This window comes from Halomonas sp. 1513, assembly GCA_001971685.1.
Lineage (GTDB): Bacteria > Pseudomonadota > Gammaproteobacteria > Pseudomonadales > Halomonadaceae > Franzmannia.
Map to the genome: position 1 here is coordinate 4,045,203 of CP019326.1, position 25,670 is coordinate 4,070,872.

Below are 25,670 nucleotides of genomic sequence, written 5' to 3' on the forward strand. Positions count from 1 at the left end.
GCGCTTCCGCGGCTTCCCAGCGGCGCGCCTGGCGGTCGAGCAGCAGCAGGTGGTCGTCCAGGGCATGCTCGATCGTGCCAGCCACTTGCGTGAGTACCAGCTCGCTCTTGCTGGTCAGATGCTGCAGCGACTGCTGACTGAACAGCAACCAACCACCGCAGCTGAGAACCGCGCCCAGCGCCCCTGCCGCCAACACCCACTTCCCTGGCGCCTTGCCATGGGTCTCGCGTCGCGCCGCCATCAGCAGTGCCAGGCCGCTGCTCAACACGAACGCACTGGCAACACTGCTGGCCTGAAAATGGCTGAACGGATGCCCCAAAGACGCCACTGCGCGAGCATCACCCAACAGCACCATCAGCAAGATGGCAAACCCGGTCAGCAATAGAAGCCCACCCAGCACTTGCGCCAGCCGCTTGGAGGACCAAAGACCTGGGCCCCCTGCCAGCAGCCCCAGCCCTTGGGCGATGAAGGCGATAAGCATCACCGCACCGGTCAGCGGCTGGCGACTTATCAGGGCCAGTGTCTCTGCGCCACCCGCTCCAAGCAGGCGGTGGCTCAAGCCGTAGACACCCAGGGCCAGGAGCGCACCCGCGGCGACGCGGCAAATGCTGGCGTAGCCGAGCAATCTCGCCAGCAGCGACGCGCCGAACAGCCCGACCCCCAGCGCGCTCTCGGGCAGGATGATGTCCCGTATGTCCAGCGGGGGGGCAGGCGACAGCAGGGCATGCAGCAGCCCCAGGCTACCCAGCGCCAGACATGCCAAGGCGATCAGCAGGAGCATGAACTGTCGGATCAAGGCGTGACGCTGATGTGCGAGATCGCCGGCACGCACTGACGTAGTGGTAGCAGTCATGCCAGAAAATTCTCCGCCTCACCCGAGCAAGGGTGGCCATGTGACATGGGTAGTCCTCAACGTCATTATCGGCAGTATTTCATCAACCTTGATAGGCGATGGTCGCCACGGAGGAATATCCAAAGACTGCTCAAAACCACAGCAATGCAGCACTAATTCGTAGGCATACTCCAAAAATCATCAAGCCTGCACCACTCTTGACTGAATCCGATCCTGGTAGATCCGTGGGTTTGCGTCAGGCCGCCTGCCTGGCCTGAACCTGCTGCTCGAATTCAGTAGCCGCCGGGAGAGTGGCATTTCACTCTGCCGCTTGTTTTTTACAGGCCTCAGGGACTGACCGGTTGCCAGTGGGCTCGGTTGCGCCCTGCTTCTTTGGCAGCGTATAGGCCCTGATCTGCGCGCTTGATCGCTGGTTTCAAGGAGCTTTCTCCAGCGCTGACTAGCGTAACCCCCAACGAAGTGGTGTAGGCCAATACACCATCTCCCGTGGCGTCCTGATCGATCTTGACCGGGGTGGTGGCGACCGCCTCGCGTAGCCGCTCTGCGACCTGCAGGGCCTGCTCGCGATTGGTATCCGGCAGCAGCACGGCGAACTCCTCGCCGCCCATGCGACACAGCACATCGCCGTCGCGCAGCACCTGTCGGGCCAGGGTGGCGAAGGCTTGCAGCACCAAATCGCCCACGTCGTGGCCATAGGTATCGTTGATGCGCTTGAAATGGTCGAGGTCGATAGCAACCAGCGACAGCGGTGCCCCGCTTCGCTTGGCGCGGGCGATTTCCATGGCCGCCTGATCTTCCAGAGCGCGGCGGTTGCCCAAACCGGTGAGCGGGTCGGTAAGCGCCTGTCGCTCCAAGCGTGTTTCCAACGCCTTGCGATCGCTAAGGTCGAATACCGTGGCCCGGGAGTACTGAAAGCCCTCCTCAGTGACGTGCGCTGTGGCGTGGATCGCAACCCATAGCCGTGTACCATCACGACACGACAGCTCACACTCGGCGCGGCCCTCCTGGCCCTCGCACAGCACCTTCTGAAAGGCAGCATCGAACGCTGCGCGAGTCTCCGTTGTAACGAAGTCACGGTAGTGACGCTTGTCGATCACTTCGTCGGCGCGATAGCCCAGCCATTTAAGCTCGGTGCGGTTGATCTTGATGACCCGGCCGTGGCTGTCCAGCGAGTGGTAGCCACAGGGGGCATGCTCGTAGAGGTCCTGCACCTCACCGGCATACTGACGCGCCTCGCGGGAGAATACCAAGGCACGCTGCCTGAGCTCACGCAGGCGATGGCTGCTGAGCACCCAGAACACCCCAAAGGCCCCCGACAGCAGATACACCAGTGCGATGGCCAGCAGCTGAAACGGGTTCTCCTTGAGCAGTCCCCAGAGACTGGGTCGCGGCATCAGGATGCCGAGACGCCAGGGCTGGGTCTCCGCCTCGCTAAGGATCATCCCGGCCTGACTGCGGTAGTGCTGAGTGCGGATGTCGTGACTGCGGAAAGCAAGCAGGTGATCCGCCAGGAGCGCCGTGCCCTGGTTGCTGGCGCTCAGTGCGCTCCAGGCGTCCTGCCCGAGCGCTTGCAGCGGTCGGCCGAAGCGCTGCTGTTGGCCTTCGGTGTCGGGCAACAGCCACTTGCCCTGGGCATCTACCAGCAGGGCTTCACCCGGCCCCTCATCCAGAGCGCTTGGCAGTGTCGTGGTAAGTAATGACCAGTCTAGGGTGAACAGCAACACGCCCAGTCGCTCGCCGCTGTCACCGATGATCGGCGTGGCAATATCGATGACAGTGGTCAGCGGTGCCTGCTCTCCACCGGAGGCACCCAGGCGAATAGATGAGACATACAGGTCCCGCGCCTGCAGGCTCATGGCCTTGTGGAAGGCGGTTGTCGCGTCATGGTCAGCCACCGGCGGCCGCGACAGCTGGGGCACCGTCGAGGTCGCGACCCACTCTCGGCCCTCAGTGTCGACTACTGCAAGGCGGGTATAGCGGCCAAAGTGGGTCAGCAGGGTGTCGAACAGCGCCGCCAGCTGATCCCAGTCGTTTTGCGACGCCAGCCCCCACGTCGGCGTTAGGGCTTCGTGCTGGCGGGACAGGAAGCGTCTCAGCAGCGGGTACTCCGCGGTGGCCAGCACCTGATTGAAGCTCTCGTTCATGCTACGCAAGAGCAAATCATACTCGGATGCCAGCAGCGCCTCGGCAGACCGGCGCGAGGCGTCGACTCGCTCATTCAGATGAGAGGTGAAGATGGGCGCCAGTGTCAGCGAGACCAGTGCCACGGGAAGCAGCACGGCTACCGTCAGGCGGGCCCATAAGGGCTGGATGATCAAGGGCGGAACCTCGAATAAGGTTGGCCGCGGTCCCTGCAGGCAAGTGGTTATTGTTGTCAGGAGCAGAATGGGGCTTGTCGCTGACTGCGCGCAGTATCCAGCAAAAGTCGCGTGGCGTCACCCTGAGATAAGTTCCTTGCCCACCGAGCCAAGCTTGGCCACTATCCCCAGATAAATTGCGCAGGACTAGGGGTGGCTAAGCAATAATATGCAAGAAAGATGAGCCAATCGAGTATAAAAAAATAACTTAACCCAATATTTACCATCGCATTAATTAACATTGCCTGTTGCATAAAAACGCCAACACGCTTTATTTAGCGATAAAAACTTTCTGCTCTTAATTTCCCAAACAAAGAAACAAAGCTTGTGTCGCTCCCAAAATACAACTAATGTAAATCTACGTTATACCAGCTTCGGTGTTATAACGTTGAACAGGCTGATATGCGAACTGGCCTGGCGCCTGAAATAACAGGCAACATGTTGACAAGGGCATAGCCGTTGCAAAGCGGTGACGCAAAGCTACCTGTCCAGGGATGCCCGCATCCTGTGGATCGAGGGGCCGCCACACGCCTGAATTCCATTTCGGGATTCCCTCCTTGTTGCGATCCTCTTTCTGGATAATAAGCTCTTTGTGTATTTAGTTGTAGAACCGTAACCAGTCGGCGACACACAGAGTAAGCGTATGCCTTGGTCAATTGATTATTAGGTCGTTATCAACGACATAATACACTCGAGGGAGCGCTCTCTATGCGCAACAAGATATTTTCGCTACGTAAACTGGCCCTGATTTCCGCCGTGGCCTTGGCCGCCGGGGGGAGTGCAGTCGTTCAAGCACAGCAATCCACGGACCTCGATGTCAGCGCTACTGTCGTGGCGAGTTGTACCATCGGTACCACGGCCCTGGCGTTTGGTGACTACGACCCCATTGATCCCGTGGCGCTGGAAGGTACCGGCAACGTGTCCGTGACCTGTACTCAGGACGCCCCGGTTGCCATCACCCTGGGGCAGGGTGCCAACCCCGGCGGCACCTCTAGCGACGCCGCCCCCGAGCGGCAGTTGACCGACGCCACCAACTTCCTGACCTATTCACTCTTCAGCGATGCTGGGCGCACCACCGAATGGACCAACGATGCGACGGGTAGCGTCGCCACGACGGGCACAGGCGCCGCGGAGGACCACACCGTGTTCGGCAGGATCGACGGCGCTCAGAGCAGCGCACCCGCGGGGGCCTACACCGATACCGTTGTAGCCACCGTTACTTTCTGATGACCTACCTAAGCTCACGCCAGGCCGCTTATCGCGGCCTGGTTGTGCCTCTCTTCATGCTGATGCTGCTGCTGGCAAGCCAGGCGCTGGCCGGCAGCTTCAGCGTCAGTCCGACCCGGGTGGTCTTGTCCGCCCAGGACAATGTGGTGGCGCTGCGGGTGCGCAACACAGGCGCCGGGGAAACGTCGGTTCAGGTGGAACTTCAGGCGTGGCGCCAGGAGGGCGGGCAGGACATCTATACGCCCAGCCGCGAGGTGCTCGCCACGCCCCCCATTTTTACCCTGGCCCCGGGGCAGACGCAGATGCTGCGGGTAGGACTGCGTCGCCCGCCCGCGCAAGATACCCAGCTCAGCTATCGACTCTTCCTGCAGGAGCTTCCACCGCCCAGCGCGGATGACTTCCAGGGCTTGCGCATGTCGCTACGCATCAGCCTGCCGGTATTCGTGGCACCGGCTTCAGGCGTGGCGGCTCCACACATGCACTGGCGCGTCGAGCGCGCCAGCGGTGGCGAATGGCATCTGAGCGCCGACAACCGCGGCAACGGCCACGGCCAGGTGAGTCGACTTCGCGTACGGCTGCCCGATGGGCGGACACTACAGCCCTCAGGCAACGCCTATGTGCTACCAGGCGCCACGCAACGCTGGCGCCTGAGTCCAGGCAGCCCCCTCCCCGCGGCAGGCAGCGAGCTTGTCATCACGGCGGGCGTCAATGGTCAGGAAACCGCCTCACACCTGCAGGTAGAGTAGTCGTGCAGCGGTCGGCGTGGCATAGGGGGAGCGCCTTGGCCGTCATGCTGCTGATGTCGAGCCCAGTACATGCCGACACCACGCCGACTCAAGCCGCCAGGCTCGCTGATTGGTATACACGCTTAGTCGTGCAGCTCTCGCCAGAGCCGGACTGGGCGGGGGCTTCCAGCGCGGCTGCGTTGGGCATTCCAGGCACCGGCACGTTCGAGGAACTGTGGCTGGAAACCACGGTCAATGACCAGCGCCGGCCCACCACCGCGCTGGTGCTGATACACGACGGGCACGCGGTCTGGGTGGCCGCCAGCGACCTCGAGCAGTGGCGTATCTCGCTACCGGCTAGCGAGTCCTTGGATCACTATGGCGAGCCCTTCTACCCGCTTGAACCGCTGGGTATCTCCTCCGAGCTGGACCGGCGCCGCTCAACGCTGGATCTCAAGGTGCCCGCGGCGCTGTTCGCCGACACCCACCTAGGGGGCCTGGGCCGGGAGCGCGTCGCGCTGACGCCTTCGTCCCCGGGCGCCTTCTTCAACTATGACCTGTCGAGCGCCAACAGCCGCGGAGAGACCCGCCACAGCGGGCTGCTCGAGCAGGGCGTGTTCAACGGCTGGGGCAGCGGCGTCAATCGCCTGGTGGTGCGTGCCCCCCCGGCCGACGATCTGCCGAGCATCGTGCGCCTGGACACTCAGTGGCGCCGCGACAATCCCGACAGCATGCGCACCCTGCGGCTCGGCGATACCACCACCCTGGGCACGGCCTGGAGTGGCGGCGTGCGCTTCGGCGGGCTGCAGTGGGGAAGCAACTTCACCACCCGCCCGCAAATGATCACCCTGCCCCTGCAGAGCATGGCCGGTGAGGCCGCGCTACCGTCCACCGTCGATCTCTACGTGAACGATGCCCTGCGCCTGCGACGCGACGTGCCCCCCGGCCCCTTCATTATCGACGAGATACCCATGATCACCGGCCAGGGCCAGGCAAGGCTGGTGGTACGCGACGTCCTCGGCCGCGAACAGCTGATCACCCAGTCGTTCTATACCAGCGCGCGGCTGCTGCAACCTGGCCTGAGCAGCTACTCCGTGGAGCTGGGCACGGTTCGCCAGGACTACGGTCGTGAGAGCAATGCCTATGGTCGGGCACTGGGCACGGCGACCTACCGCACCGGAGTGACCCACTGGCTGACCACCGAGCTGCATGCCCAGGTGCTGCAGGACCAGCAGATGGCCGGCTTGGGCGGCAGCTGGCTGCTGCCGTTCGGCGGTGTCATGCATGCCGCCTATGCCGCCAGCGAGGCCGATGGCCGCCAGGGTGACCTGACGACCCTGGGCTTGCAGCGCCAAGGGTGGCCCTTGAGCGTGGGGGTCGAAAGCCAGTTCGCCAGCGCGGACTTCATGCGCCTCGGCATGCAGCAGGGGCACCCCTTGCCGCGCCATCAGCAGAGTGTCTTCTCCAGCCTCTCGAGCGCCCAGCTGGGCTCGCTAAGCCTCAGCTATACCGCTCAGCGTTTCGACAGCAGGGATGATATCGAGATCATCAACCTAGGCTACAGCAAGCGCTTGGGCTCCTTCGGCCACCTGACGCTGGCGGCGCTGCACTTCATGGCAAACGGTGAAACCGCCTTGCGGGCAGGCTTGAGCATTCCGCTGGGCATGCCACGCACTCGTGCCAGCCTGAGCTTCAGTGAGCGTGGAGAAAATCGTCAGGGCAGCATGCAGATACAGCGCAGTCTGCCGGTAGGCAGGGGGGTCGGCTACCGGGTTAGCGCCGGCCTCGGCGACGACGATCACCACCAGGCCAGCCTCGGCCTGCAGAGCGACTACCAGACCTACCTATTGGAGGCCTCTCAGCGCCATGACCACACCGCCAGCCGAGCCAACGTGCGTGGTGGTGCCGCCTGGCTCGGCGGCAACCTGTTTGCCAGCAGGCATATCGATCGCAGCTTTGCCGTGGTCCAGCTGCCGGGCTTTGCCGATGTCCAGGTCTATGCCGACAACCAGCCGGTCGCACGCACCAATCGTCACGGCAATGCGCTGGTTCCACGCCTGCGCGCTTATGAACACAACCGCATCGGCATCGAGCAGGCGGACCTGCCCCTCGGCGCCAAGGTCGACAGCCTGGAGATGCAGGTAGCCCCCTACTACCGCAGCGGCGTGGCGCTGCGCTTTCCAGTGACCCATGGCCGCGATGCGCTGTTCCGGATCCTGCTGGAGAGCGGCGAGCCGCTGCCGGTCGGGGCGGTGGTGGAAAATGCGCGCGGCGAGCACTTTGCGGTGGGACTGCGTGGCGAGGCCTTCGTGACCGATTTGGCGTCGACTAACCGCCTACGCGCCCGCTGGCGGGGGCAGGCCTGCGAGTTCACCCTGCAGGTGCCGGAAATCGAAGATGTCTTTCTCGAGCTAGGTGATGTCACCTGCCACGGAGTCACACCATGAATGCTGTTCCCTTTTCATGCACCTGGGCCCCGAGCGGCTGTCGCGCTGCCCGCCACCCGCTGCTGCGCTGGCTGGCCGCAGCGGCCCTGGCGCTGGCAGCCGGCGCCGCCCAGGCGGAGTGCAGTGTCAGCGCCAGCGGGCTGGGCTTTGCCGAGTACGACGTCTTCAGCGCAACGCCCAGCGATAGCAGCGCCACCATCACGGTAAGCTGCAGCGAAACCACCAGCTATAGCCTCGCCCTGCACTCGGCCAACGGCAGTCCCCAACAGCCCTTGTTGGGCAGCAGCAGCGATACTCTGGCCTATCGCTTGCATCAGGATGCTGCCCGCACGTTGGTCTGGGGCGAGGGGGCCTTCGCTCTCAATGGCAGCACCGAGGGGACCCAGGAGCACACCCTGTATGGGCGCATCCCGGAGGGCCAGAATGTCCGCGTGGATAGCTATACGGATCTCCTCACCGTGACACTGGAGTTCTAGCATGATGTTGGACGCGTCAGCTCATCACCCTAGTGGTCGCTGATATGGGCTGAGCCCACTGCTCAAGCGACGCTGCTCGGCGAGTCGGTTGTGGCCAGAGACAGCGTCTGACGCTGCGTCGCCGTAAATGTGCTCACCACGAACGGAGAGGTCATCGCGCGCAGCAGCGCCGAGTAATCGAGGCCGAAGCGCAGCTCCGTGCCGGGTGCCAGGCGCTGCTGTGTCTCCAGCACCAGGTGGTCGCTGCTGGCGGCAAGCACGCTGACGCCGGCAGGCGGCGTCAGGCCGTCCGGGTCGACGTCCTGGCGCCCGATCGCGGCGAGCGTCTGGACGATGGTGCCGCGTTCGCGCATCGCCGCCGCCACGCCGAATGCCGCCTCGCCGGTGGCGCCGCGCGGCGCCGTCGGCTTGGCCAGCGACTCGATGACGGGCACCACCAGGGTGAAGGCGTCGGTGTGCAGGCCGTGCAGCGGCAGCCGCGTGAGGGGGTCGCAGCCCAGCAGGATCGACTCGCCGAGCCGCAGGTCGTTGACGCGTCCCGCGGGCGCGGCGAAGGCCCAGGCGAGATTGGCCGAATTGCCGCCGGAAACCAGCGGCAGCTGCAGGCCAAGCTCGTCCTCGAACCTGCTCACCAGCGCCGAGAGCTCGCCCATGTTGTCGGCGCTCGGCACGACACCGGCACGGCACGCCAGGTTGGTGCCGAGGCCAACGAGCGTGACGTGGGGGAGCCGCAGCATGCGCCGGGCGAGGTCGAGTACGTCCTCTGGCAGTACGCCCTCGCGCAGGTCGCCCAGCTCCACCATCAGCACCAGGCCGTGACGGCTGCCCAGCCTGCCCGCCGCCGCCGAGAGTGCCTTGGCCACCTCGAGCTCGCTGATCTGGCTGAGGCTGGCGCACGCCACTGCCCGAGGGGCCTGGTCGGGCGTGGGCGAGCGCAGCAGGGTCAGCGGGGCCGGGATGCCGGCATCGCGCAGTGCCTCGAGGTTGGCGATCCGCGCATCGCCGAGCCGCAGCACGCCCCCCGCAAGCATGGCCCTTGCCACCTCCGGGGAGCCCAGCGTCGCCTTGGTGACCCCGGTGACGTCGATGCCGCGGCCGGACAAGCGACTGACGAGTGCGCGGGCATTCTCCTCGATCCTGGTCAGATCGATCTCGACGCGCGGGCAGGTCACGCCATGGCCAGTGGCTGATGCACCTTGAGTGCAGGAAAGGCGGCAGTGACCATTGCCACCAGCGCCGCGGGGTCGTGCCACAGCGCATCGGTGGCAGGGATGCCGAGCTCGCCAGCGTAGCGGGCGATGGCCGCCGCGACCTCCGCCCGGGTCATGTCCTCATGGTTGATCGCCAGCCCGATGACTCGGGTCTTGCCGAACAGCTCGATAAGCTTGAGCTCCGAGAGCGGCGACGGCATCGGCACTGCCGGATAGTCGCTGAGCATTCGGCGGGCCGGGGCATGCTGCATGATCACGGCCTGCGGCCGGCTGGCGCGCAGCACCACCGTCGAGCTCAGGTAGGCGGGGTGGCTGAGGGCACCCTGGCCCTCGATCACGATGACCTCGGGGTGCTCGCCCTCATAGGCGGCGAGCACCGCCCCTTCCAGTTCGCCGACACCGAACTGGGCGGGAATGGCATCGAGTGCGACGCCATAGGCGGCACCCTGCATCAGGCCGGTCTGTCCTGTGCCTACCATCACGGTGTGAATCCCGGCGTCGTTGAGCGCCTGGGTGAGCAGCGTCGAGGTGGTACGCTTGCCGATGGCACCATCGGTACCCAGCACCGCGATGCGCACGCAGTCGACGCTGCCGATCGCGCCGTCGAACATGCGCAGATCCTTGGTCGGGCGTGGCCGACGGATATCGTGCAGCGTTACCCCGCCGGCCTTAGCCGCCGCCGCGATCTCCGGATCGTCGGCGAGAAACTCGTGGAGGCCGGATACCACCCCGACGCCCGCCGCCACCGCCGCCAGCACCACCGCGCGGTCGGCCTCGGACATCAGGCCCGAGAGCGGAGCAAGCCCGAAGATGAGAAAGTCGGGCAGAGCATAGGCCGCGGCCAAGGCGTCGGCCAGACCGGCCACGATGGGGATGCCCGCCGCCGCCTCGCCCAGGGCGACACCCGCGTCTTCGCCGCTCAGGGTGCTATCGATGACGGACAGGATGCGATAGCGCTCACTGCTGCGCACCAGGCCGTTGGCCGTCTTGCCATCGATACGTGCGAAATTGCCCTCGCAGTAGACGATGGCCGAATGGCGGGCGTCACTGGGCCCAGCGGCGACGTCGAGAACGGCGTGAAGGGAACCTGGAAGCATGGATTGCCTACCTCGAGTCTTTACTCAGGGGGAGGCGACGGGATGGTGTCGATCGAGACAGCCGACAGTCAGCGAGAGCTCTCCACCAAGCAAGTGGATGTACGTCAGCATACGGAGATGGGGGCCGCCCGTATGTTGCTGGGCGCACACGGCAAGAGGAGATCGATGCGCTTGCCTGACCATGCCGCGGACGCGGGTCGGAACCACGCGACGCTGGCCGGCACTCGGCGCGGCCCGACGCCGAACCGTGCCGAGACATGACGACGAGCGCTGCGGCCACGTATAATGCTTAGCCTCTAGCCACTCGCCTTCTGCTCCGGAGCCGCTATGTCCCAAGGCACGCTGTTCATCGTTTCCGCGCCCTCCGGCGCCGGCAAGACAAGCCTGGTGCGGGCGCTGCTCGAGCGCCTCGACGGCCTGCAGGTCTCGGTGTCGCATACCACCCGCGCCATGCGCCCCGGCGAGCTGGACGGGGTCAACTACCACTTCGTCGAGACCGCCAGCTTCGAGGCGATGATCGAGCGAGGCGATTTCTTCGAGCACGCCCGCGTCTTCGACAACTACTACGGCACCTCGCGCCCGGCGGTGCAGGCCCTGCTCGCGGCGGGTACCGACGTGATCCTGGAAATCGACTGGCAGGGGGCGCGCCAGGTGCGCGAGCAGGTCGCCGAGGCCGAGTCGGTGTTCATCCTGCCGCCGTCGCTGGCCACCCTGCGCCAGCGCCTGTCGTCCCGCGCCACCGACGACGAGGCGATCATCGAACGGCGCATGCGCGATGCGGTCAGCGAGATGTCGCACTACGACGAGTACGACCACGTGATCATCAACGACGATTTCGCCACCGCGCTCGGTGAACTCGAAGCGCTGGTACGCGCGGCCCGCTCGCGGCTAGCCCGGGTCCGCGAGGCTCAGGCGCCGCTGCTGCAGGCGCTCTTGTCAGGGGATGAGGGGGTCGAGTAGACTCTCCTGTCCTCTATCGCATCGAATGGCCCGCGGGTCGTTCTTTCGCCATTTCCGCCCTACATCGAAGTCAGGTACCTGCACATGGCGCGAGTCACCGTTGAAGATTGTCTCGAAAACGTCGAAAACCGGTTCAAGCTGGTGATGATCTCCACCCAGCGCGCCCGCCAGTTGGCCCGCGGTTCACGCGACGCCCTGCTGCCGTGGGAGAACGACAAGCCCACCGTGATGGCACTGCGCGAGATCGCCGCCGGCAAGATCGACGAGAACGTCCTCGACGAGCCGGTGGAAGCGGCCCCGGTTCGCATCCGCCGTGAGCCGGAGATGGGCGAAGAGTGATTCGTTGACCACCCGGGGATAGGCGCGCTGCATGTTCACCATCGATGACTTGGCCGACCGCCTCGGCGGCTATCTTCCCCCAGAAGAGATCTGCCAGGTCAAGCGCGCCTTCTACTACGCCGAGCAGGCACACGACGGCCAGCGGCGGCGCTCCGGCGAGCCCTATGTCACCCACCCGCTCGCCGTGGCCAATATTCTCGCCAACATGCACATGGACCATCAGAGCCTGATGGCGGCCATGCTGCACGACGTGATCGAGGATACCGGCGTCTCCAAGGAGGCCCTTGGCGAGCAGTTCGGCGAGGCCGTCGCCGAGCTGGTCGACGGGGTCTCCAAGCTGACCCAGATCACCTTCGAGGACAAGGCGGTCGCCCAGGCCGAGAACTTCCAGAAGATGGTGCTGGCGATGTCCAAGGACATCCGCGTGATCATCGTCAAGCTCGCCGACCGCCTGCACAACATGCGCACCCTGGGTGCCCTGCGCCCCGACAAGAAGCGCCGCATTGCCCGCGAGACGCTGGAGATCTACGCCCGCATCGCCGGCCGGCTGGGCATCAACACCATCCGCGTCGAGCTCGAGGACCTCTCCTTCCAGGCCCTGCACCCGATGCGCTCGGAGCGCATCAAGCGTGCCGTCAGCAAGGCCCGCGGCCATCGCCGCTCGACCATCCGCCAGGTCCAGACCAGCCTGCAGAAGTGCCTCGACGACGACGGCCTGCCGGGCACCGTGATCGGCCGCCAGAAGCACCTGCTGTCGATCTACAAGAAGATGCGCGACCAGCGCAAGCCGTTCGCCGAGATCATGGACGTGTTCGGTTTCCGCATCATCACCGACGACGTCGACAGCTGCTATCGCATCCTCGGCGCGGTGCACAACCTCTACAAGCCGGTGCCCGGGCGCTTCAAGGACTACATCGCGATCCCCAAGGCCAACGGCTACCAGAGCCTGCACACCACCCTGTTCGGCAGCGGCGGCATGCCCATCGAGGTGCAGATCCGCACCCGCGAGATGGAGGCCATGGCCAATAACGGCATCGCCGCCCACTGGCTCTACAAGGCCGGCCAGACCGAGCGCCCGATTGCCGCCGGCAGCCACGCCCGGGCCCGCGAGTGGGTGCGCGGCCTGCTCGAGATGCAGCGCCACGCGGGTAACTCGCTGGAGTTCATCGAACACGTCAAGAACGACCTGTTTCCCGACGATATCTACGTGTTCACTCCCAAGGGCGACATCATGGAGCTGCCCCAGGGCGCCACGGTCATCGACTTCGCCTACAGCGTGCATACCGATATCGGCAACAACTGCATCGCGTGTCGCATCGACCGCCACCTGGCGCCGCTGTCGAGCCGCCTGGAGAGCGGCCAGACGCTGGAGATCATCACCGCGCCCGGGGCGCGGCCCAACACCACCTGGCTGTCGTTCGTGATCACCGCCAAGGCGCGCTCGGCGATCCGCCATGCCCTGAAGCACCAGCAGCACACCGAGTCGGTACAGCTCGGCCGGCGGCTGCTCAACAAGGCACTGGCGGATTTCGACACCAGCCTCGAGGAGCTGCCCGAGGGCCACCTCGCCGCGCATCTCGACGCGCTGGGCGTCAAGCAGCAAGATGAGCTGCTGGAGTCGATCGGGCTGGGCACGCGCATGGCCTACGCCGTGGCCCGCCGGCTGGTCGAGGCGCTACATGATGCCCCCGAGACGCGCGGCCCACGCGGCAACAGCCATGGGCCGATCGTGATCAGCGGTGCCGAGGGCATGGTGATCAACTTCGCGCGCTGCTGCCATCCACTGCCCGGCGACCCGGTGATCGGGCATACCTCGGTGGGCAAGGGCATCGTGGTGCACCGCGCCGAGTGCCGTAACCTCGACGACCTGCGCAGCGACCCGGAAAAGCTGTTCGCCCTCGAGTGGTCCGAGACCCAGGAGGCTGACTTCCCGGTGGCGCTGCGCATCCAGGTCGAGAGCCGCCGCGGCCTGGTGGCCGAACTGGCCGGCCTGGTCACCGACGCCGATGCCAATATCGAGCGGATCGGCATCGAGGAGCGCGACGCTCGCTTGTCGATCGTGCATCTGACGCTCGCCGTGCGCGACCGGGTGCACCTGGCGCGGATCATCAAGCGCATTCGTAACCTGCCCCACGTCAGCAAGATTCACCGCGTCACCAACTGAACGCGACCACGGGCCCTGCTGCGGCGAGCCGCAGCGGGGCCTACGCCGTTAGATGACATTCACCATAAGGCTGCATAACGCACCACGCGAGGGAGACATCATGAGCAACAAGGCCGTGATCAACACCGACAAGGCACCCGCCGCCATCGGCCCCTATTCCCAGGCCATCAAGGCCGGCAACACCGTCTACCTGTCCGGGCAGATCCCCCTCGACCCAGCCACCATGGCGCTGGTGTCCGAGGACTTCGAGGCCCAGGCCCGGCAGGTGTTCAGCAACCTCCAGGCGGTCTGCGAAGAAGCCGCCGGCACGCTGGCCGACGTGGTCAAGGTCAACCTCTACCTGGTCGATCTCGACAACTTCGCCATCGTCAACAAGGTCATGGAGGAGTTCTTCACCGCACCCTTCCCGGCGCGCGCCGCGGTCGGCGTCAAGGCGCTGCCCAAGGGCAGCCAGGTCGAAGCCGAGGCGGTGATGGTGATCGGCGACTGAGGCCGTTTTCCTGCTAATCGTTTCTGGCGTAAACTCGCTTAACGAGCCGCAAGTATTCAGGGACGAAACGCAGGAAAACCACATGAGACGAGTAACGCTTCATCGCCTGGCCGCCGCGCTGCTATCAGCCATGCTGCTGATCAGCCTGCCCGCGGCGGGCCAGAGCGGCGGCTACGCCACCCTCGGCGCCACCAGCGAGGGCGCGCCGGCGGTTAGCCTGGGACTGGACCGCACCTTTAGCCTCAGCCACTGGCATGCGCAGCTCGATCTACGCCTGGGCAGTGGCTTGTTGCTGCTACCCGGCGATGACGGCGACGACAACGCCGCCTGGACGCTGACCCCTGCGCTGCGCTGGACCTTCGCCGGCGAGCGCGGAGTATTCGCCGAGGCCGGTATCGGCGCGGCGCTGTTTCTCAACACCCGCCATGAGGGTCGTCACCTCTCCACCGCCTTTCAGTTCGAGGATCGCCTGGCGGTGGGGATGCCGCTCGGCAGCGGCGAACTCTCTGCCAGCCTGATCCACTACTCCAACGCCGGCATCAAGCGCCCCAATGACGGCTTCGAGACACTATCCGTCGGCTACCGACATCCACTGTGAGGCTGACCCGAACGGCATCAAGCGCCCCCTCTCAAGTCGGCGGCTTCGAGACGCTATCCGTCGGCTACCGACATCCACTGTGAGGCTGAACCGAACGGCATCAAGCGCCCCCTCTCAAGTCGGCGGCTTCGAGATGCTATCCATCGGCTACCGCCACCTATTCTAGGACTTGCCGGGCGCTGGGCGCTCGAGGCTACGCCTGCGCGGGCAGAAATCCGCCCTCCTTGAGCACCTGGGCGTAACCCTCGCGGTAGCTGGGGTAGCGGAACACATAGCCGCTCTCGCGCAGCCGGCTGTTGTCGCAGCGCTTGCTGGCACGGCGGCGCAGCGGCGACTGGATGGTCTCGGTGGACTCGACCTTGAGCTTGCCGGCCAGCCACAGCATCACCTCATGCAGGGGCGCCGGCTCGCAGTCGCTGGCCAGGTAGAGGTCGTCGACCGGGGCCTGGTCGAGGGTGCGCTGGATGAGATGCGACAGGGCGCCGGCACAGTCGTCGCGATGGATGCGGTTGGAGTACATCGGCGGGGCGCCGGCGGCGATCCGTCCTTCGCTGACCTGGCGAATCAGGCGATCACGCCCCGGCCCGTAGATGCCCGAGAAGCGCACCACGGTGCCGGGTAGCGGATGCTCGACGAGCGCTCGCTCGGCCTCGCGCATCAGGATCCCCGAAAAGCCGTGGGGCTCGGTGGGGCTGGTCTCATCCACCGCCTCGCCGTCCTGCTGGGCGTAGACGCTGGTCGAGGAGACGAAGAACACCCGCTTGGGCGGCGTGTCACGGCCGGCAAACTCGCCGAGCACCGCGCGCAGGCCGTCGGGGTAGGCGGCCCGGTAGGCCTCCTCCTCGAAGCGGTCGGCACTGAGCACATAGACCACGATATCGGCATCCGGCAGTCCCGCCAGCGCGGTCGGGTCGCTGATGTCCAGCGCCAGCGGCTCGATTCCGCTATCCTTGAGCGCCGCCTGGGCCTTGCGACGTACGCCGATCACGCGTTGACCCGCCGCCAGGAGCTGACGCCCCAGGGTCATGCCGATATCGCCACAGCCAATAATCAGTGTCGTTGTCTTCACCTTTCCCTCGCCCCTTGATAAAAAGTCCCTATTGGAAATTCGCTATCCATCTGCTCGAGAGGATGCCCGCTGGCACCAACATGACTCTAACAGAACTGCGCTACATCGTAACCTTGGCTCAGGAGCGTCATTTCGGACGCGCCGCCGAGCGCTGCTTCGTCTCCCAGCCGACGCTCTCGGTAGCGGTCAAGAAGCTCGAAGAGGAGCTCGGCGTGGCGCTGTTCGAACGCTCCAAGTCCACCGTACAGGTCACCCCGCTGGGTGAACAGATCGTCGAACAGGCCCAGCGGGTACTCGAGCAGAGCAGCGTGATCAAGGAGCTCGCCAACGCCGGCAAGGACCAGTTGGCGAGCCCCTTGCGCATCGGTGCCATCTACACCATCGGCCCCTACCTGTTTCCGCACCTGGTGCCGGAGCTGGCGCATAGCGCCCCACAGATGCCGCTGTATATCGAGGAGGGCTTCACCGCTGCGCTGCGCCGCAAGCTGCGCAGCGGCGAGCTGGATGCCATCATCGTGGCGCTGCCGTTCACCGAATCCGACGTGCTGACCAAGTCGCTCTACGACGAGCATTTCGAGGTCTTGATGCCGGCCAGCCACCCGTGGACGGCCAAGGCCAGCATCGACAAGGAGGACCTGCTCGAGGAGCGGCTGCTGCTGCTCGGCGAGGGCCACTGCTTCCGCGACCAGATTCTCGAGACCTGCCCGGCCATCAGCCATCAGCTCAACAGCCCCAGCAACACCCTCACCGCCGAGGGCGGCTCGCTGGAGACCATTCGCCACATGGTCGCCTCCAAGCTGGGCATCACGGTGCTGCCGCAGTCGGCAATCGGCACCGGCCACTATGAGAGCGGCGTGCTGGCCAGCCGGCCGTTCACTCCCGAGGCGCCGTCGCGCACCGTGGCCATCGCCTGGCGCGCCAGTTTCCCGCGGCCCAAGGCCATCGATGCCCTGACCGACGCCATCACCCGCTGCCGCCGCCAGGCCATCGACGCCGCATGACCCCCTTCGAGCAGCCGGTCACCGAGCTCAGCGGCATCGGCGAGGCGCAGGCGGCCAAGCTGGCCCGCCTGCGCATCGCCAGCCTGGCCGATCTGCTCTTCCACCTGCCGCTGCGCTACCAGGACCGCACCCGCATCACGCCCATCGGCACCCTGCGCGGCGGGGTCGAGGCGGTGGTCGACGGCGAGGTGGCGGCCAGCGACGTGGTGCGCGGCCGGCGCCGCAGCCTGCTGGTCAGGCTCAAGGATGGCTCGGGGATTCTCAGCCTGCGCTTCTTCCACTTCTCGCCGGCCCAGCAGCAGCAGTTTCAACCCGGCACGCGGGTGCGCTGCTTCGGCGAAGCCCGCGCCGGCGCCACCGGGCTGGAGATCTATCACCCCGAGTACCGCCTGCTCAAGCACGGCGAGGTGCCGGTGGACGAGCATCTGACACCGATCTACCCGACCACCGAGGGCCTCAACCAGGCGCGCCTACGCGGCCTGCTCAAGCAGGTGCTGACACGTCTGGAGGAGGATCCCGAGGCGCTGCCCGACGGCATCCCCGCGGCGCTGCGCGAGCGCTTTCGCCTCGCCGGCCTGCACGAGTGCCTGCACTATCTGCATCAACCGCCGCCGGACGCCGACCTGGAGCGCCTGGCCAGCGGCCGGCACCCGGCACAGCGGCGCCTGGCGCTGGAGGAGCTGCTCGCCCACCAGCTCAGCCTGCGCCAGATCCGCCTGCGCATCCAGGCCGACGGCGCCCCGCGGCTGCCCTCGGGGCGCAGCCTGCAGGCGCGCTTCGTCACCCAGCTGCCGTTTACCCTCACCGCCGCCCAGCGCCGCGTGCTCGACGAGATCGGCCACGATCTCGAGCGCCCCGCGCCGATGCTGCGCCTGGTGCAGGGCGACGTCGGCTCAGGCAAGACGGTGGTGGCGGCCATGGCCGCGCTGCAGGCCCTGGCGGGCGACTGCCAGACGGCGCTGATGGCGCCCACCGAGATCCTCGCCGAGCAGCACTACCGCAGCTTCCGCGCCTGGTTCGAACCGCTGGGTATCGAGGTGGCGTGGCTGGCCGGCAAGCTCAAGGGCAAGGCGCGGCTGGATACTAAGGCGGCCATCGCCGATGGCCGGGCGCGCATGGTGGTCGGCACCCACGCCATCTTCCAGGACGATGTGCGCTTCCAGCGCCTGGGCCTGGCGATCATCGACGAACAGCACCGCTTCGGCGTACACCAGCGCCTGGCGCTGCGCGAGAAGGGCGAGGCCGGCGGCCTGACGCCGCATCAGCTAGTGATGACCGCCACGCCGATCCCGCGCACCCTGGCGATGAGCGCCTACGCCGACCTCGACGTCTCGGTGATCGACGAGCTGCCACCGGGCCGCACTCCGGTGCAGACCGTGGCGGTGCCCGACGAGCGCCGCCCCGAGGTGGTCGAACGCATTCGCCGCGCCTGCGCCGAAGCGCGCCAGGCCTACTGGGTCTGCACCCTGATCGAGGAGTCGGAGGCGCTGGAGTGCCAGGCCGCCGAGGCGACCCGCGACGAACTCACCGAGGCGCTGCCGGAGCTCGCCATCGGCCTGGTCCACGGACGCATGAAGGCCGCCGACAAGGCCGCGGTGATGGACGCCTTCAAGGCCGGGGAGCTCGATCTGCTGGTGGCGACGACGGTGATCGAGGTCGGCGTCGACGTGCCCAACGCCAGCCTGATGATCATCGAGAACCCCGAGCGGCTGGGGCTATCCCAGCTCCACCAGCTGCGCGGCCGGGTCGGCCGCGGCGCCACCGACAGCTACTGCGTGCTGCTCTACCACCCGCCGCTGTCGGCCCACTCCCGCGAACGGCTGGGGGTGATGCGCGAGACCAGCGACGGCTTCCGCATTGCCGAGAAGGACCTCGAGCTGCGCGGCCCCGGCGAGGTGCTGGGCACCCGCCAGACCGGCCTGGCACAGATGAAGATCGCCGACCTGGAGCGCGATCGCGACCTGCTCGAAGAGGTCAGCCCGCTGGCCCGCGCGCTGCTCGAGCAGGCCCCCGAGGCCAGCCCGCCGCTGATCCGTCGCTGGCTGGGGGAAGAGGCCGGCCGCTACGGCCAGGTATGAGCCGTTCAAGGCGCGGCAGGCGCCGCCTCGGGCGAGGCGCCTGCGCCGGCCACGACCAGTCGATTGGCGGCCTCGGAAAGGGGCACCAGCTGTTGGGCGATCAGCCGCAGCTGGCTCTGAATCGGCCGATAGGGCACGACCGCGTCGCTAGCCGCGGGCACCTCGAGCCGCATCAGCAGCGCATTCACCTCGGACTCCAGCGGCCGCAGCGGGCGCCGCGCTGCCAGCGCCTCGGCGATCTCGCCGAGCAGGCCGCCGATTTCGCGGGCCAGCGGCACCAGGGTGGCATCGTCCTCGTCGTCGGCCAGGCGGTGGCGATGCGCGCCCAGCGCCGAAAGGTGGCTCAACAGGGTATGTGACAGCACCAGAAAGCGCAGCCCGTCGTCGGCCTCCGTCTTACGGTAGTGGCCCGGCTCGTGGAGCATGTTGGTCAGCACCGTCGACAGCGCGGCGTCGGCGTTGTGGGCATTGCGGCGGGCCAGCCGGTAGGCCAGATCGTCCTGCTTGCCGGCCTCGTACTGATGGATGATCTCGTCCAGATAGCCACGACTGTTGCTCAACACCCTGGCCGCCTCGCGGTTGAGGCGCCGACCCTGCCAGTCGGGCAGGATCAAGAACACCGCCAGCCCGGCGATCAGCGCGCCGAGCAGGGTATCGAACAGCCGCGGCCAGATCAGGTCGAAACCGTCGCCGACCTGATTGAAGCTGCACAACACCAGCAGGGTGATCGAGGCGGTGGCCAGCACGTAGTGCTTCTCGCGATTGGCAAAGAACGCCACCCCGGCGATCACCGCGATCAGGCTCTGCACCAGCGGCTGCGGAAACAGCGTGATCGACACCCAGCCGGCCACCAGCCCGAGCACGGTGCCGGTGATTCGTTGGGTCAGGAAGCGCCGCGTGGTGGCGAAGTTGGGCCGACACACGAACAGCGTGGTGAGCAGGATCCAGAAGCCCTGCTGTGGATCGAGCCACTGCAGCAGCGCATAGCCGGCGAGCAGCGCCAGCGGCAGGCGCAGGGCGTGGCGGAAGGTCGGCGAGCCCAGCGTCAGGTTGAGGCGAATGCGCTCCCAGGCATCTCTCAGGCTGCTCGGCGAGCGGTCGAACAGGCTATCGTCGCGGCGCGGCTCGTCGGCGTCCGGGTTATGGGCGCTGGCTAGCTGCTCTTCGAGAGTGGCGAGATTATCGGCCAGCGCCTCGAGCGGGAACAGCAGCTCGCGCCAGGCGACACGCCGCTGGTCGCGCAGATTGTCGATCGAGGCGCGCAGATCCTCCAGCGCCTGTTCGCTCTGGCGATGATCGAACGGCCGGTTGAGCAGCAGCGCCTTGGCCAGGCGCCGGCAGGCCAGCCCCTGCTGGTCGAGCAGCCGCTGACAGCGGAACAGCACGTCGTGGTGGAAGAAGGCCTCGGTCAGGGCGGCGTAGGGATAGTGCGTGGAGCTGGCCCGTTCGTGGATGTCCTGGGCAATGAAGTAGATACGCAGGTAGCGGTTGAGCTTGCGGTCGCCGCGCTGGCCCTCGAGGCGCCGGAAGATCATCTCCTTGGCCTGGTTGAGCGCCTCGACCACCTTGCCATTCTGGCGCGCCAGGGCCAGGCGCCGCGCCTCGATATCGACGTCGCGCAGCGGCTCGAACAGCGCCGACTTGAGCATCAGGTACTCGCCCAGCGCCCGGTAGACCCTTGCCATGCTCTGCTTGACCGGCTGACGCGAAAACAGCGCGCACCAGACCACCGAGATCACGCCATACCAGGCCGCCCCGGCCAGCAGCAGCAGCGGTTGCCGCCAGGGGCCGTCGTCGGGCACCCCGCCATGGTGCTCGATATTGATCATCGAGTAGATCGACAGGATCAGCGTCCCCGAGGCGATGGTGGCGTAGCGCTGGCCAATCGCGCCGAGCATGATCAGCACGAAAGTCGCCAGGCCCAGGCCGGCAGCGAACAGCCACGGCCAGGGGTAGAGCCACTGCACGCTGAGCGAGGCCACGGCGAAGCAGACCAGGGTCACCAGCAGCGCCTGCAGACGACCCTGCCAGCTGTCGTCGGTCTCCGACAGCGCGCTGGCGATGATGCCCAGGAACAGCGGTATCACCAGCGCCACGTCGCCCACGGCCCAGCTCAGCAGCAGAGCCCCGCTGAAGGCCAGGAAGACCCGCAGGCTGTAGGCGAACTTGTCGAGCGTCCAGAGACGCCGCAGGGGGAGCGAGAGTGTCGTCGGCATGCTGATGTTATACGTTAGTATAAGGCCGACTGGCTAGCGGCGACGTCGCCGCCTTCACAGATGGCGCAGCAGCTTCTGCAGACGGGTCAGGTCCTTGGAATCACCGACCAGGCGTACCTTGCCGCTCATCATGCCGTCGAGAAAGCCGCGCTGGGTCGGCTTGCGCAGTACCTTCACCGCACTATCGACGTCGGCGAAGCGCAGTTCCAGGTCGAGGTCCACCGGCAAGCCGGAGGCCACCTCGATGCCGTGGGACGACATCCGGTAGTGGCGGGCGATGGACAGATCTTCGGTGGCGATGCCCCAGTCGAGGCCGCGCATCTCGTCGAGCGCCTGGCGAAACGCCGGCTTGCGGCGCTGTGCCCGCTTGAGCATCAGGCCGAGCAGCCACAGCATCAGTCGCAGCTTCATGATAGGTCCTGGCGTGGAAGTAGGTCGCACAGATACGACGCCGACGGCCAAGGGGGTTCGGCACTGGGCGTCGCATCATCGGGCAGCATTACTTGGCGACGGCATCCTTGAGCGCCTTGCCGGGCTTGAACGCCACGGTCTTGCTGGCCGGGATGGTCAGCGGCTGGCCGGTCTGAGGGTTCTTGCCGGTGCGTGCGGCACGCTCGCGCACGGTGAATGAGCCGAAGCCGATCAGAGACACGTCCTGGCCCTTCGACACGCTGCCGGTGATCTCGTCGAGAATGACGTTGAGCACCTGGCTGGCTTTGTCCTTGGATAGATCGGCACGCTCGGCAATCGCCGAGGCGAGTTCTGGCTTGCGCATATAGCCCTCCTAGTTTGGCATTGGCATGGCGGCTCGGCCGCCGTGTTATTGTTCGCTACGGGAAAACAACGTATCGGTTACGCGGCAAACATGTTTGGCTTGCAACGTCACTAGACTAGCAACGCCGGTGCCGCCCGCGCCAGTTCGACTTTCCGCCTGACGCAGGCGCCTGTCAACGCAAAACCGATCAAACGTCCGTCCTCGTCCTCGGCCAGGGCCGCCAGATCGGCGCCTTCGCCCTCGAGGCGCCAGCGGGCCAGCGGCCGGTGGGGGGGCAGTGCCACGCAGGGTAGCAGCGGGGTCTTGACCAGGATCGGCCAGGCGCCGTAGCTAACCTCCGTGGGGGTACCGGCCAGGGTCGCTGCCAGCGCCTTGGCGCTGGCCTGCAGCGGCTGCACGTACATCGCATTGACCCCCGCCACGCAGGCCACGTCGCCCAGCGCATAGATACCCGGCTGCGAGCTGCGCAGCTGGCGGTCGACGCGAATACCGGCGTCGCTGACCGCCAGCCCGGCCGCGGCGGCAAGCGCCGTGCGCGGCGCCAGGCCGGTGGCCACCAGCACCAGATCGGCCTCGAGGGCCTGGCCGTCATCGAGGTGCACCGCGACCTGACTGCCCTCCGCCGCCAGCGCCTCGAGCTGGCGCCCCAGATTCACGTCGATACCCGCATCGGCAAAGGCGTTGCCCAGCGCCCGCCCCAGCGGCTCGGGCAACAGCCGCGGTAGCGGCGTGGTCTCAGGAGCCACCAGGCTCACCCTATGGCCTCCGGCGGAGAGATCGTTGGCAAATTCGCAGCCCACCAGGCCGGCACCGATGATCGTCACCCGTGCCGGGCGCCCCAGCGCCTCCAGGGCGGCGTAAAAGCCGCGGTAGTCATCGAGGTCGTTGATGGTGAAGACCCGCGTGGCAACCGCCTCGGGAATCGCAAAGGGCACCCGGGGAGCGGCGCCGGTGGCGATCACCAGCTCGCCGTAGGGCAGGATTTCCGCGCCTATCGACAGGCGGCGCGCAGCGGGGTCGATGGCGGTGACGCGGGTGTGGGGTCGCATCACCACGCCGAGCTGGTCGGCCACCTCCAGCGCCGAGCGGGCCGCCAGCCGTTCCGGCGGCAGGCGCTTGGCGAAGCCGGTGGAGAGCAGCGGCTTGGAATAGTCGTCGCCGCTGTCGGCAGTGATCAGGGTAATCGGCCGCCGGGCGTCGCGCTCGCGCAGCTGGCGGACCAGGCCCAGCGCGGCCATGCCGCTGCCGATGAGGGTCAAGGGGGCGTCCATGAAACTCCTGGGAATCGGGATCAGGCAACCGGGATCATTGGTCGCCCATGGTACACTACGGCCCCGTTTTTGACCCGGAGCCCGCCGGTGCCCGATCACCCTCTCGCCCGCTTTCCAGACTGCCGCTGGCGACCCGCCGCCGCCCATCGTCCGGCCATGAGCGCCGCCTGGTGGCAGTGGGTCGCCTCCAGCGACTCTTTGACCGCGCGGCTTATCGCCGCCGCCGACGGTCGCCCGTTTCGCGTCAGGCTGCTCGAACAGCGCCTGGGCCGGCCGCGCCTCGACGAGGCCCGCGCCCTGGGGCTGCCGCGGCACCAGGCGGCCTGGCTGCGCCAGGTGGCGCTATGCGTGGATGAGCGCCCCTGGGTGGTGGCCCGCTCGGTGGCGCCGCTGGCCCAGCTGCGCGGCCAGCGCCTCGAGCGGCTCGGCGAGCGCTCGCTGGGCAGCTGGCTATTTCGCCAGCCCGGCCTCAAGCGCAGCCCTATCGATGTCAGCGCCGATCCGGCGCCCTTCGCCGCCGCGCTGAACCCGTCTGGGCCCTGGGGCCGCCGCTCGGTCTTTCGTCACGCCGGCTTCGCGGTGCTGGTGCAGGAGTTCTTTCTCGCTACCATGGCGGATGAATTGGCGCTGCCACCGCGCTAGGCTAGGCTGCGTCGCTGCTGGAGACTGATATGGACCACCCCCCTCGCCCTCGCGGCCTGAAACGCCTGCCCGACTTCCTGCGCCTGATGCGCCTCGACCGGCCGATCGGCACCTGGCTGCTGATGTGGCCCACGCTGTGGGCGCTGTGGCTCGCCGCCGAGGGCCTGCCGAGTCGCGATATCCTGCTGATCTTCGTCGCCGGGGTCTACGCCATGCGCGCCGCCGGCTGCGTGATCAACGACTATGCCGACCGCCACGTCGACGGCCACGTCAAGCGCACCCGCGAGCGTCCGCTGGCCACCGGCCGCATCAGCGAGCAGGAGGCCAAGGGGCTGTTCGCCGGCCTGGTGGCGCTGGCCTTCCTGCTGGTGCTGTTCACCAACCTGTTCACCATCCTGCTGTCGATCGGCGGCGTGATACTGGCCTTCATCTACCCCTTCATGAAGCGCTACACCCACTTCCCGCAGGTGTTCCTGGGTGCCGCCTTCTCGTGGGCGATTCCCATGGCCTTCGGCGCCGTACTCGGCCATGTGCCGCCCGAGGCCTGGCTGCTGTTCGCCGCCAACCTGGCCTGGACGGTGGCCTACGATACCCAGTACGCCATGGTCGACCGCGACGACGACCTCAAGATCGGCATCAAGTCCACCGCGGTGCTGTTCGGCCGCGCCGACAAGGCGATCATCGGCCTGCTGCAGCTGGTCACCCTGGGCCTGCTCGGCTGGGTCGGGCTACGCCTCGGGCTCGGCGCCTTCTACTGGCTGGGCCTGGCGGCCATGGCGGCGATCTTCGTCTACCAGCAGTGGCTGATCCACGACCGCTCCCGGGAGCGCTGCTTCCAGGCCTTCCTCAACAACCACTGGGCGGGGCTGGTGCTGTTCGCCGGGCTGGCGCTGACGCTATGGCCGGAGGGGTAGGGTTGTCACGAGAATGTCATCTAAGCGCGGTGTAATCGCCATACTTTCATGACCCCGATGAGGCCACCGGATGACCGCCAAGACCGTTCTGATCGTCGATGACGAAGCCCCCATCCGCGAAATGATCGCCGTGGCCCTCGAGATGGCCGACTACCGAGTGCTCGAGGCCGACAACGCCCAGGATGCCCACGCCATGATCGTCGACGACCAGCCCGACCTGCTGCTGCTCGACTGGATGATGCCCGGCACCAGCGGCATCGAGCTGGCGCGTCGCCTCAAGCGTGACGAGACCACCAGCGAGCTGCCGATCATCCTGCTCACCGCCAAGGGCGAGGAGGACAACAAGATCCAGGGCCTCGAGGCCGGCGCCGACGACTACATCACCAAGCCGTTCTCGCCCCGCGAGCTGGTGGCGCGCCTCAAGGCCGTGCTGCGCCGTACCACGCCCAAGGGCGTCGAGGAGGCGGTCGAAGTCGAGGGGCTGATACTCGACCCCGCCAGCCACCGGGTCAGCGCCCACGGCAGCGCGGTGGAGATCGGCCCCACCGAATATCGCCTGCTGCAGTTCTTCATGACCCACCAGGAACGCGCCTATACTCGTAGCCAGCTGCTCGACCAGGTGTGGGGCGGCAATGTCTATGTCGAGGAGCGAACCGTGGACGTGCATATCCGCCGCCTGCGCAAGGCGCTGGGCGAACCCCATCAGCACCTGATCCAGACCGTGCGCGGTACCGGCTATCGGTTCTCCGCCAAGGGTTGA

The 25,670-nt window shown here is 66.6% G+C and carries 23 protein-coding genes and 1 riboswitch; of the genes, 15 read left to right on the forward strand and 8 right to left on the reverse strand.

All coding sequences use genetic code 11. From position 1 onward, the window contains the following. Positions 1-1,179 precede the first annotated feature (1,179 nt). Entirely contained in the window at positions 1,180-3,171 is a 1,992-nt protein-coding gene (locus BWR19_18545; protein ID APX94755.1) for a PAS domain S-box protein, read from the reverse strand. A 478-nt stretch (positions 3,172-3,649) separates the two neighbouring features. Continuing rightward, positions 3,650-3,738, forward strand: a riboswitch (cyclic di-GMP riboswitch). Positions 3,739-3,918: 180 nt separating this feature from the next. On the opposite strand from BWR19_18545, the gene BWR19_18550 reads away from it, so the two are divergent. The 4 genes from BWR19_18550 (at position 3,919) to BWR19_18565 (ending at position 8,085) form a co-directional block, all read left to right on the forward strand. Beyond that, on the forward strand, positions 3,919-4,437 hold the full coding sequence (locus tag BWR19_18550) for a hypothetical protein (GenBank protein ID APX94756.1): 519 nt from the start codon (positions 3,919-3,921) through the stop codon (positions 4,435-4,437). Further along, complete coding sequence (locus BWR19_18555) at positions 4,437-5,183, forward strand: hypothetical protein (protein ID APX94757.1); 747 nt, start codon at positions 4,437-4,439, stop codon at positions 5,181-5,183. Before BWR19_18550 ends, BWR19_18555 begins: the two co-directional genes overlap by 1 nt. A gap of 128 nt (positions 5,184-5,311) precedes the next feature. Continuing rightward, positions 5,312-7,609: a hypothetical protein gene (locus BWR19_18560; GenBank protein ID APX94758.1), complete on the forward strand. Its 2,298-nt coding sequence runs from the start codon at positions 5,312-5,314 to the stop codon at positions 7,607-7,609. A 59-nt stretch (positions 7,610-7,668) separates the two neighbouring features. After that, positions 7,669-8,085: a hypothetical protein gene (locus BWR19_18565; protein ID APX95107.1), complete on the forward strand. Its 417-nt coding sequence runs from the start codon at positions 7,669-7,671 to the stop codon at positions 8,083-8,085. Between the two features lie 62 nt (positions 8,086-8,147). On the opposite strand, the gene BWR19_18570 is transcribed toward BWR19_18565, so the two are convergent. Both BWR19_18570 and BWR19_18575 read right to left on the reverse strand, forming a co-directional pair. Next, positions 8,148-9,257, reverse strand: coding sequence for an alanine racemase (locus BWR19_18570; protein APX94759.1), 1,110 nt, complete (start codon positions 9,255-9,257; stop codon positions 8,148-8,150). Continuing rightward, on the reverse strand, positions 9,254-10,393 hold the full coding sequence (locus BWR19_18575) for an EBNA-1 nuclear protein (GenBank protein APX94760.1): 1,140 nt from the start codon (positions 10,391-10,393) through the stop codon (positions 9,254-9,256). The genes BWR19_18570 and BWR19_18575 overlap by 4 nt, the downstream gene beginning before the upstream one ends. A 42-nt stretch (positions 10,394-10,435) precedes the next feature. On the opposite strand from BWR19_18575, the gene BWR19_18580 reads away from it, so the two are divergent. The 6 genes from BWR19_18580 to BWR19_18605 all read left to right on the forward strand — a co-directional run bounded on the left by BWR19_18580 (position 10,436) and on the right by BWR19_18605 (position 14,944). Then, the gene (locus tag BWR19_18580; protein ID APX94761.1) at positions 10,436-10,654 is read left to right on the forward strand and encodes a hypothetical protein; all 219 of its coding nucleotides are present in this window, start codon (positions 10,436-10,438) and stop codon (positions 10,652-10,654) included. Positions 10,655-10,720: 66 nt separating this feature from the next. Beyond that, positions 10,721-11,353, forward strand: a complete 633-nt coding sequence (locus BWR19_18585) for a guanylate kinase (GenBank protein APX94762.1) — start codon at positions 10,721-10,723, stop codon at positions 11,351-11,353. 84 nt (positions 11,354-11,437) lie between these two features. Continuing rightward, positions 11,438-11,692: a DNA-directed RNA polymerase subunit omega gene (locus tag BWR19_18590; protein APX94763.1), complete on the forward strand. Its 255-nt coding sequence runs from the start codon at positions 11,438-11,440 to the stop codon at positions 11,690-11,692. A 31-nt stretch (positions 11,693-11,723) separates the two neighbouring features. Beyond that, the gene (locus tag BWR19_18595) at positions 11,724-13,856 is read left to right on the forward strand and encodes a bifunctional GTP diphosphokinase/guanosine-3',5'-bis(diphosphate) 3'-diphosphatase (protein ID APX94764.1); all 2,133 of its coding nucleotides are present in this window, start codon (positions 11,724-11,726) and stop codon (positions 13,854-13,856) included. A gap of 100 nt (positions 13,857-13,956) precedes the next feature. Beyond that, the gene (locus BWR19_18600) at positions 13,957-14,346 is read left to right on the forward strand and encodes a reactive intermediate/imine deaminase (GenBank protein ID APX94765.1); all 390 of its coding nucleotides are present in this window, start codon (positions 13,957-13,959) and stop codon (positions 14,344-14,346) included. 82 nt (positions 14,347-14,428) lie between these two features. Further along, the gene (locus BWR19_18605; GenBank protein APX94766.1) at positions 14,429-14,944 is read left to right on the forward strand and encodes an acyloxyacyl hydrolase; all 516 of its coding nucleotides are present in this window, start codon (positions 14,429-14,431) and stop codon (positions 14,942-14,944) included. 193 nt (positions 14,945-15,137) lie between these two features. Here BWR19_18605 and BWR19_18610 read toward each other — a convergent pair whose 3' ends face one another. After that, on the reverse strand, positions 15,138-16,013 hold the full coding sequence (locus tag BWR19_18610; protein APX94767.1) for an NAD(P)-dependent oxidoreductase: 876 nt from the start codon (positions 16,011-16,013) through the stop codon (positions 15,138-15,140). Between the two features lie 80 nt (positions 16,014-16,093). Here BWR19_18610 and BWR19_18615 point away from each other — a divergent pair, with 80 nt between their 5' ends. Both BWR19_18615 and BWR19_18620 read left to right on the forward strand, forming a co-directional pair. Next, a complete protein-coding gene (locus BWR19_18615) occupies positions 16,094-17,014 on the forward strand; it encodes a LysR family transcriptional regulator (GenBank protein ID APX94768.1) in 921 nt (306 codons plus the stop codon). After that, positions 17,011-19,092 (forward strand): ATP-dependent DNA helicase RecG, encoded by a 2,082-nt coding sequence (locus tag BWR19_18620; GenBank protein ID APX94769.1) that lies wholly within the window; start codon positions 17,011-17,013, stop codon positions 19,090-19,092. Before BWR19_18615 ends, BWR19_18620 begins: the two co-directional genes overlap by 4 nt. Before the next feature lie 5 nt (positions 19,093-19,097). Here BWR19_18620 and BWR19_18625 read toward each other — a convergent pair whose 3' ends face one another. From BWR19_18625 to BWR19_18640, 4 genes are all read right to left on the reverse strand, one after another. Then, positions 19,098-21,308: a TIGR01666 family membrane protein gene (locus BWR19_18625; protein ID APX94770.1), complete on the reverse strand. Its 2,211-nt coding sequence runs from the start codon at positions 21,306-21,308 to the stop codon at positions 19,098-19,100. A gap of 54 nt (positions 21,309-21,362) precedes the next feature. After that, the gene (locus BWR19_18630) at positions 21,363-21,719 is read right to left on the reverse strand and encodes a hypothetical protein (GenBank protein ID APX94771.1); all 357 of its coding nucleotides are present in this window, start codon (positions 21,717-21,719) and stop codon (positions 21,363-21,365) included. 88 nt (positions 21,720-21,807) lie between these two features. After that, positions 21,808-22,083: a DNA-binding protein HU gene (locus BWR19_18635; protein APX94772.1), complete on the reverse strand. Its 276-nt coding sequence runs from the start codon at positions 22,081-22,083 to the stop codon at positions 21,808-21,810. A gap of 110 nt (positions 22,084-22,193) precedes the next feature. Further along, on the reverse strand, positions 22,194-23,354 hold the full coding sequence (locus tag BWR19_18640; protein APX94773.1) for an FAD-dependent oxidoreductase: 1,161 nt from the start codon (positions 23,352-23,354) through the stop codon (positions 22,194-22,196). Between the two features lie 87 nt (positions 23,355-23,441). On the opposite strand from BWR19_18640, the gene BWR19_18645 reads away from it, so the two are divergent. From BWR19_18645 to BWR19_18655, 3 genes are all read left to right on the forward strand, one after another. Then, the gene (locus BWR19_18645) at positions 23,442-23,996 is read left to right on the forward strand and encodes a chorismate lyase (GenBank protein APX94774.1); all 555 of its coding nucleotides are present in this window, start codon (positions 23,442-23,444) and stop codon (positions 23,994-23,996) included. Positions 23,997-24,025: 29 nt separating this feature from the next. Further along, positions 24,026-24,910 carry a 4-hydroxybenzoate polyprenyltransferase gene (locus tag BWR19_18650; GenBank protein APX94775.1) on the forward strand — a complete coding sequence of 295 codons (885 nt, stop codon included), beginning with the start codon at positions 24,026-24,028 and terminating at the stop codon, positions 24,908-24,910. A 70-nt stretch (positions 24,911-24,980) separates the two neighbouring features. Further along, on the forward strand, positions 24,981-25,670 hold the full coding sequence (locus tag BWR19_18655) for a phosphate regulon transcriptional regulatory protein PhoB (GenBank protein APX94776.1): 690 nt from the start codon (positions 24,981-24,983) through the stop codon (positions 25,668-25,670).

What these genes read in the sequence shown, in the direction of transcription:
- BWR19_18550 (APX94756.1), top strand. Translation starts at nt 3,919, where the DNA reads ATGCGCAACAAGATATTTTCGCTACGTAAACTGGCCCTGATTTCCGCC.
- BWR19_18555 (APX94757.1), top strand. Translation starts at nt 4,437, where the DNA reads ATGACCTACCTAAGCTCACGCCAGGCCGCTTATCGCGGCCTGGTTGTG.
- BWR19_18575 (APX94760.1), bottom strand. Translation starts at nt 10,393, where the DNA reads ATGCTTCCAGGTTCCCTTCACGCCGTTCTCGACGTCGCCGCTGGGCCC.
- BWR19_18580 (APX94761.1), top strand. Translation starts at nt 10,436, where the DNA reads ATGGTGTCGATCGAGACAGCCGACAGTCAGCGAGAGCTCTCCACCAAG.
- BWR19_18585 (APX94762.1), top strand. Translation starts at nt 10,721, where the DNA reads ATGTCCCAAGGCACGCTGTTCATCGTTTCCGCGCCCTCCGGCGCCGGC.
- BWR19_18590 (APX94763.1), top strand. Translation starts at nt 11,438, where the DNA reads ATGGCGCGAGTCACCGTTGAAGATTGTCTCGAAAACGTCGAAAACCGG.
- BWR19_18595 (APX94764.1), top strand. Translation starts at nt 11,724, where the DNA reads ATGTTCACCATCGATGACTTGGCCGACCGCCTCGGCGGCTATCTTCCC.
- BWR19_18600 (APX94765.1), top strand. Translation starts at nt 13,957, where the DNA reads ATGAGCAACAAGGCCGTGATCAACACCGACAAGGCACCCGCCGCCATC.
- BWR19_18605 (APX94766.1), top strand. Translation starts at nt 14,429, where the DNA reads ATGAGACGAGTAACGCTTCATCGCCTGGCCGCCGCGCTGCTATCAGCC.
- BWR19_18615 (APX94768.1), top strand. Translation starts at nt 16,094, where the DNA reads ATGACTCTAACAGAACTGCGCTACATCGTAACCTTGGCTCAGGAGCGT.
- BWR19_18620 (APX94769.1), top strand. Translation starts at nt 17,011, where the DNA reads ATGACCCCCTTCGAGCAGCCGGTCACCGAGCTCAGCGGCATCGGCGAG.
- BWR19_18625 (APX94770.1), bottom strand. Translation starts at nt 21,308, where the DNA reads ATGCCGACGACACTCTCGCTCCCCCTGCGGCGTCTCTGGACGCTCGAC.
- BWR19_18630 (APX94771.1), bottom strand. Translation starts at nt 21,719, where the DNA reads ATGAAGCTGCGACTGATGCTGTGGCTGCTCGGCCTGATGCTCAAGCGG.
- BWR19_18635 (APX94772.1), bottom strand. Translation starts at nt 22,083, where the DNA reads ATGCGCAAGCCAGAACTCGCCTCGGCGATTGCCGAGCGTGCCGATCTA.
- BWR19_18640 (APX94773.1), bottom strand. Translation starts at nt 23,354, where the DNA reads ATGGACGCCCCCTTGACCCTCATCGGCAGCGGCATGGCCGCGCTGGGC.
- BWR19_18650 (APX94775.1), top strand. Translation starts at nt 24,026, where the DNA reads ATGGACCACCCCCCTCGCCCTCGCGGCCTGAAACGCCTGCCCGACTTC.
- BWR19_18655 (APX94776.1), top strand. Translation starts at nt 24,981, where the DNA reads ATGACCGCCAAGACCGTTCTGATCGTCGATGACGAAGCCCCCATCCGC.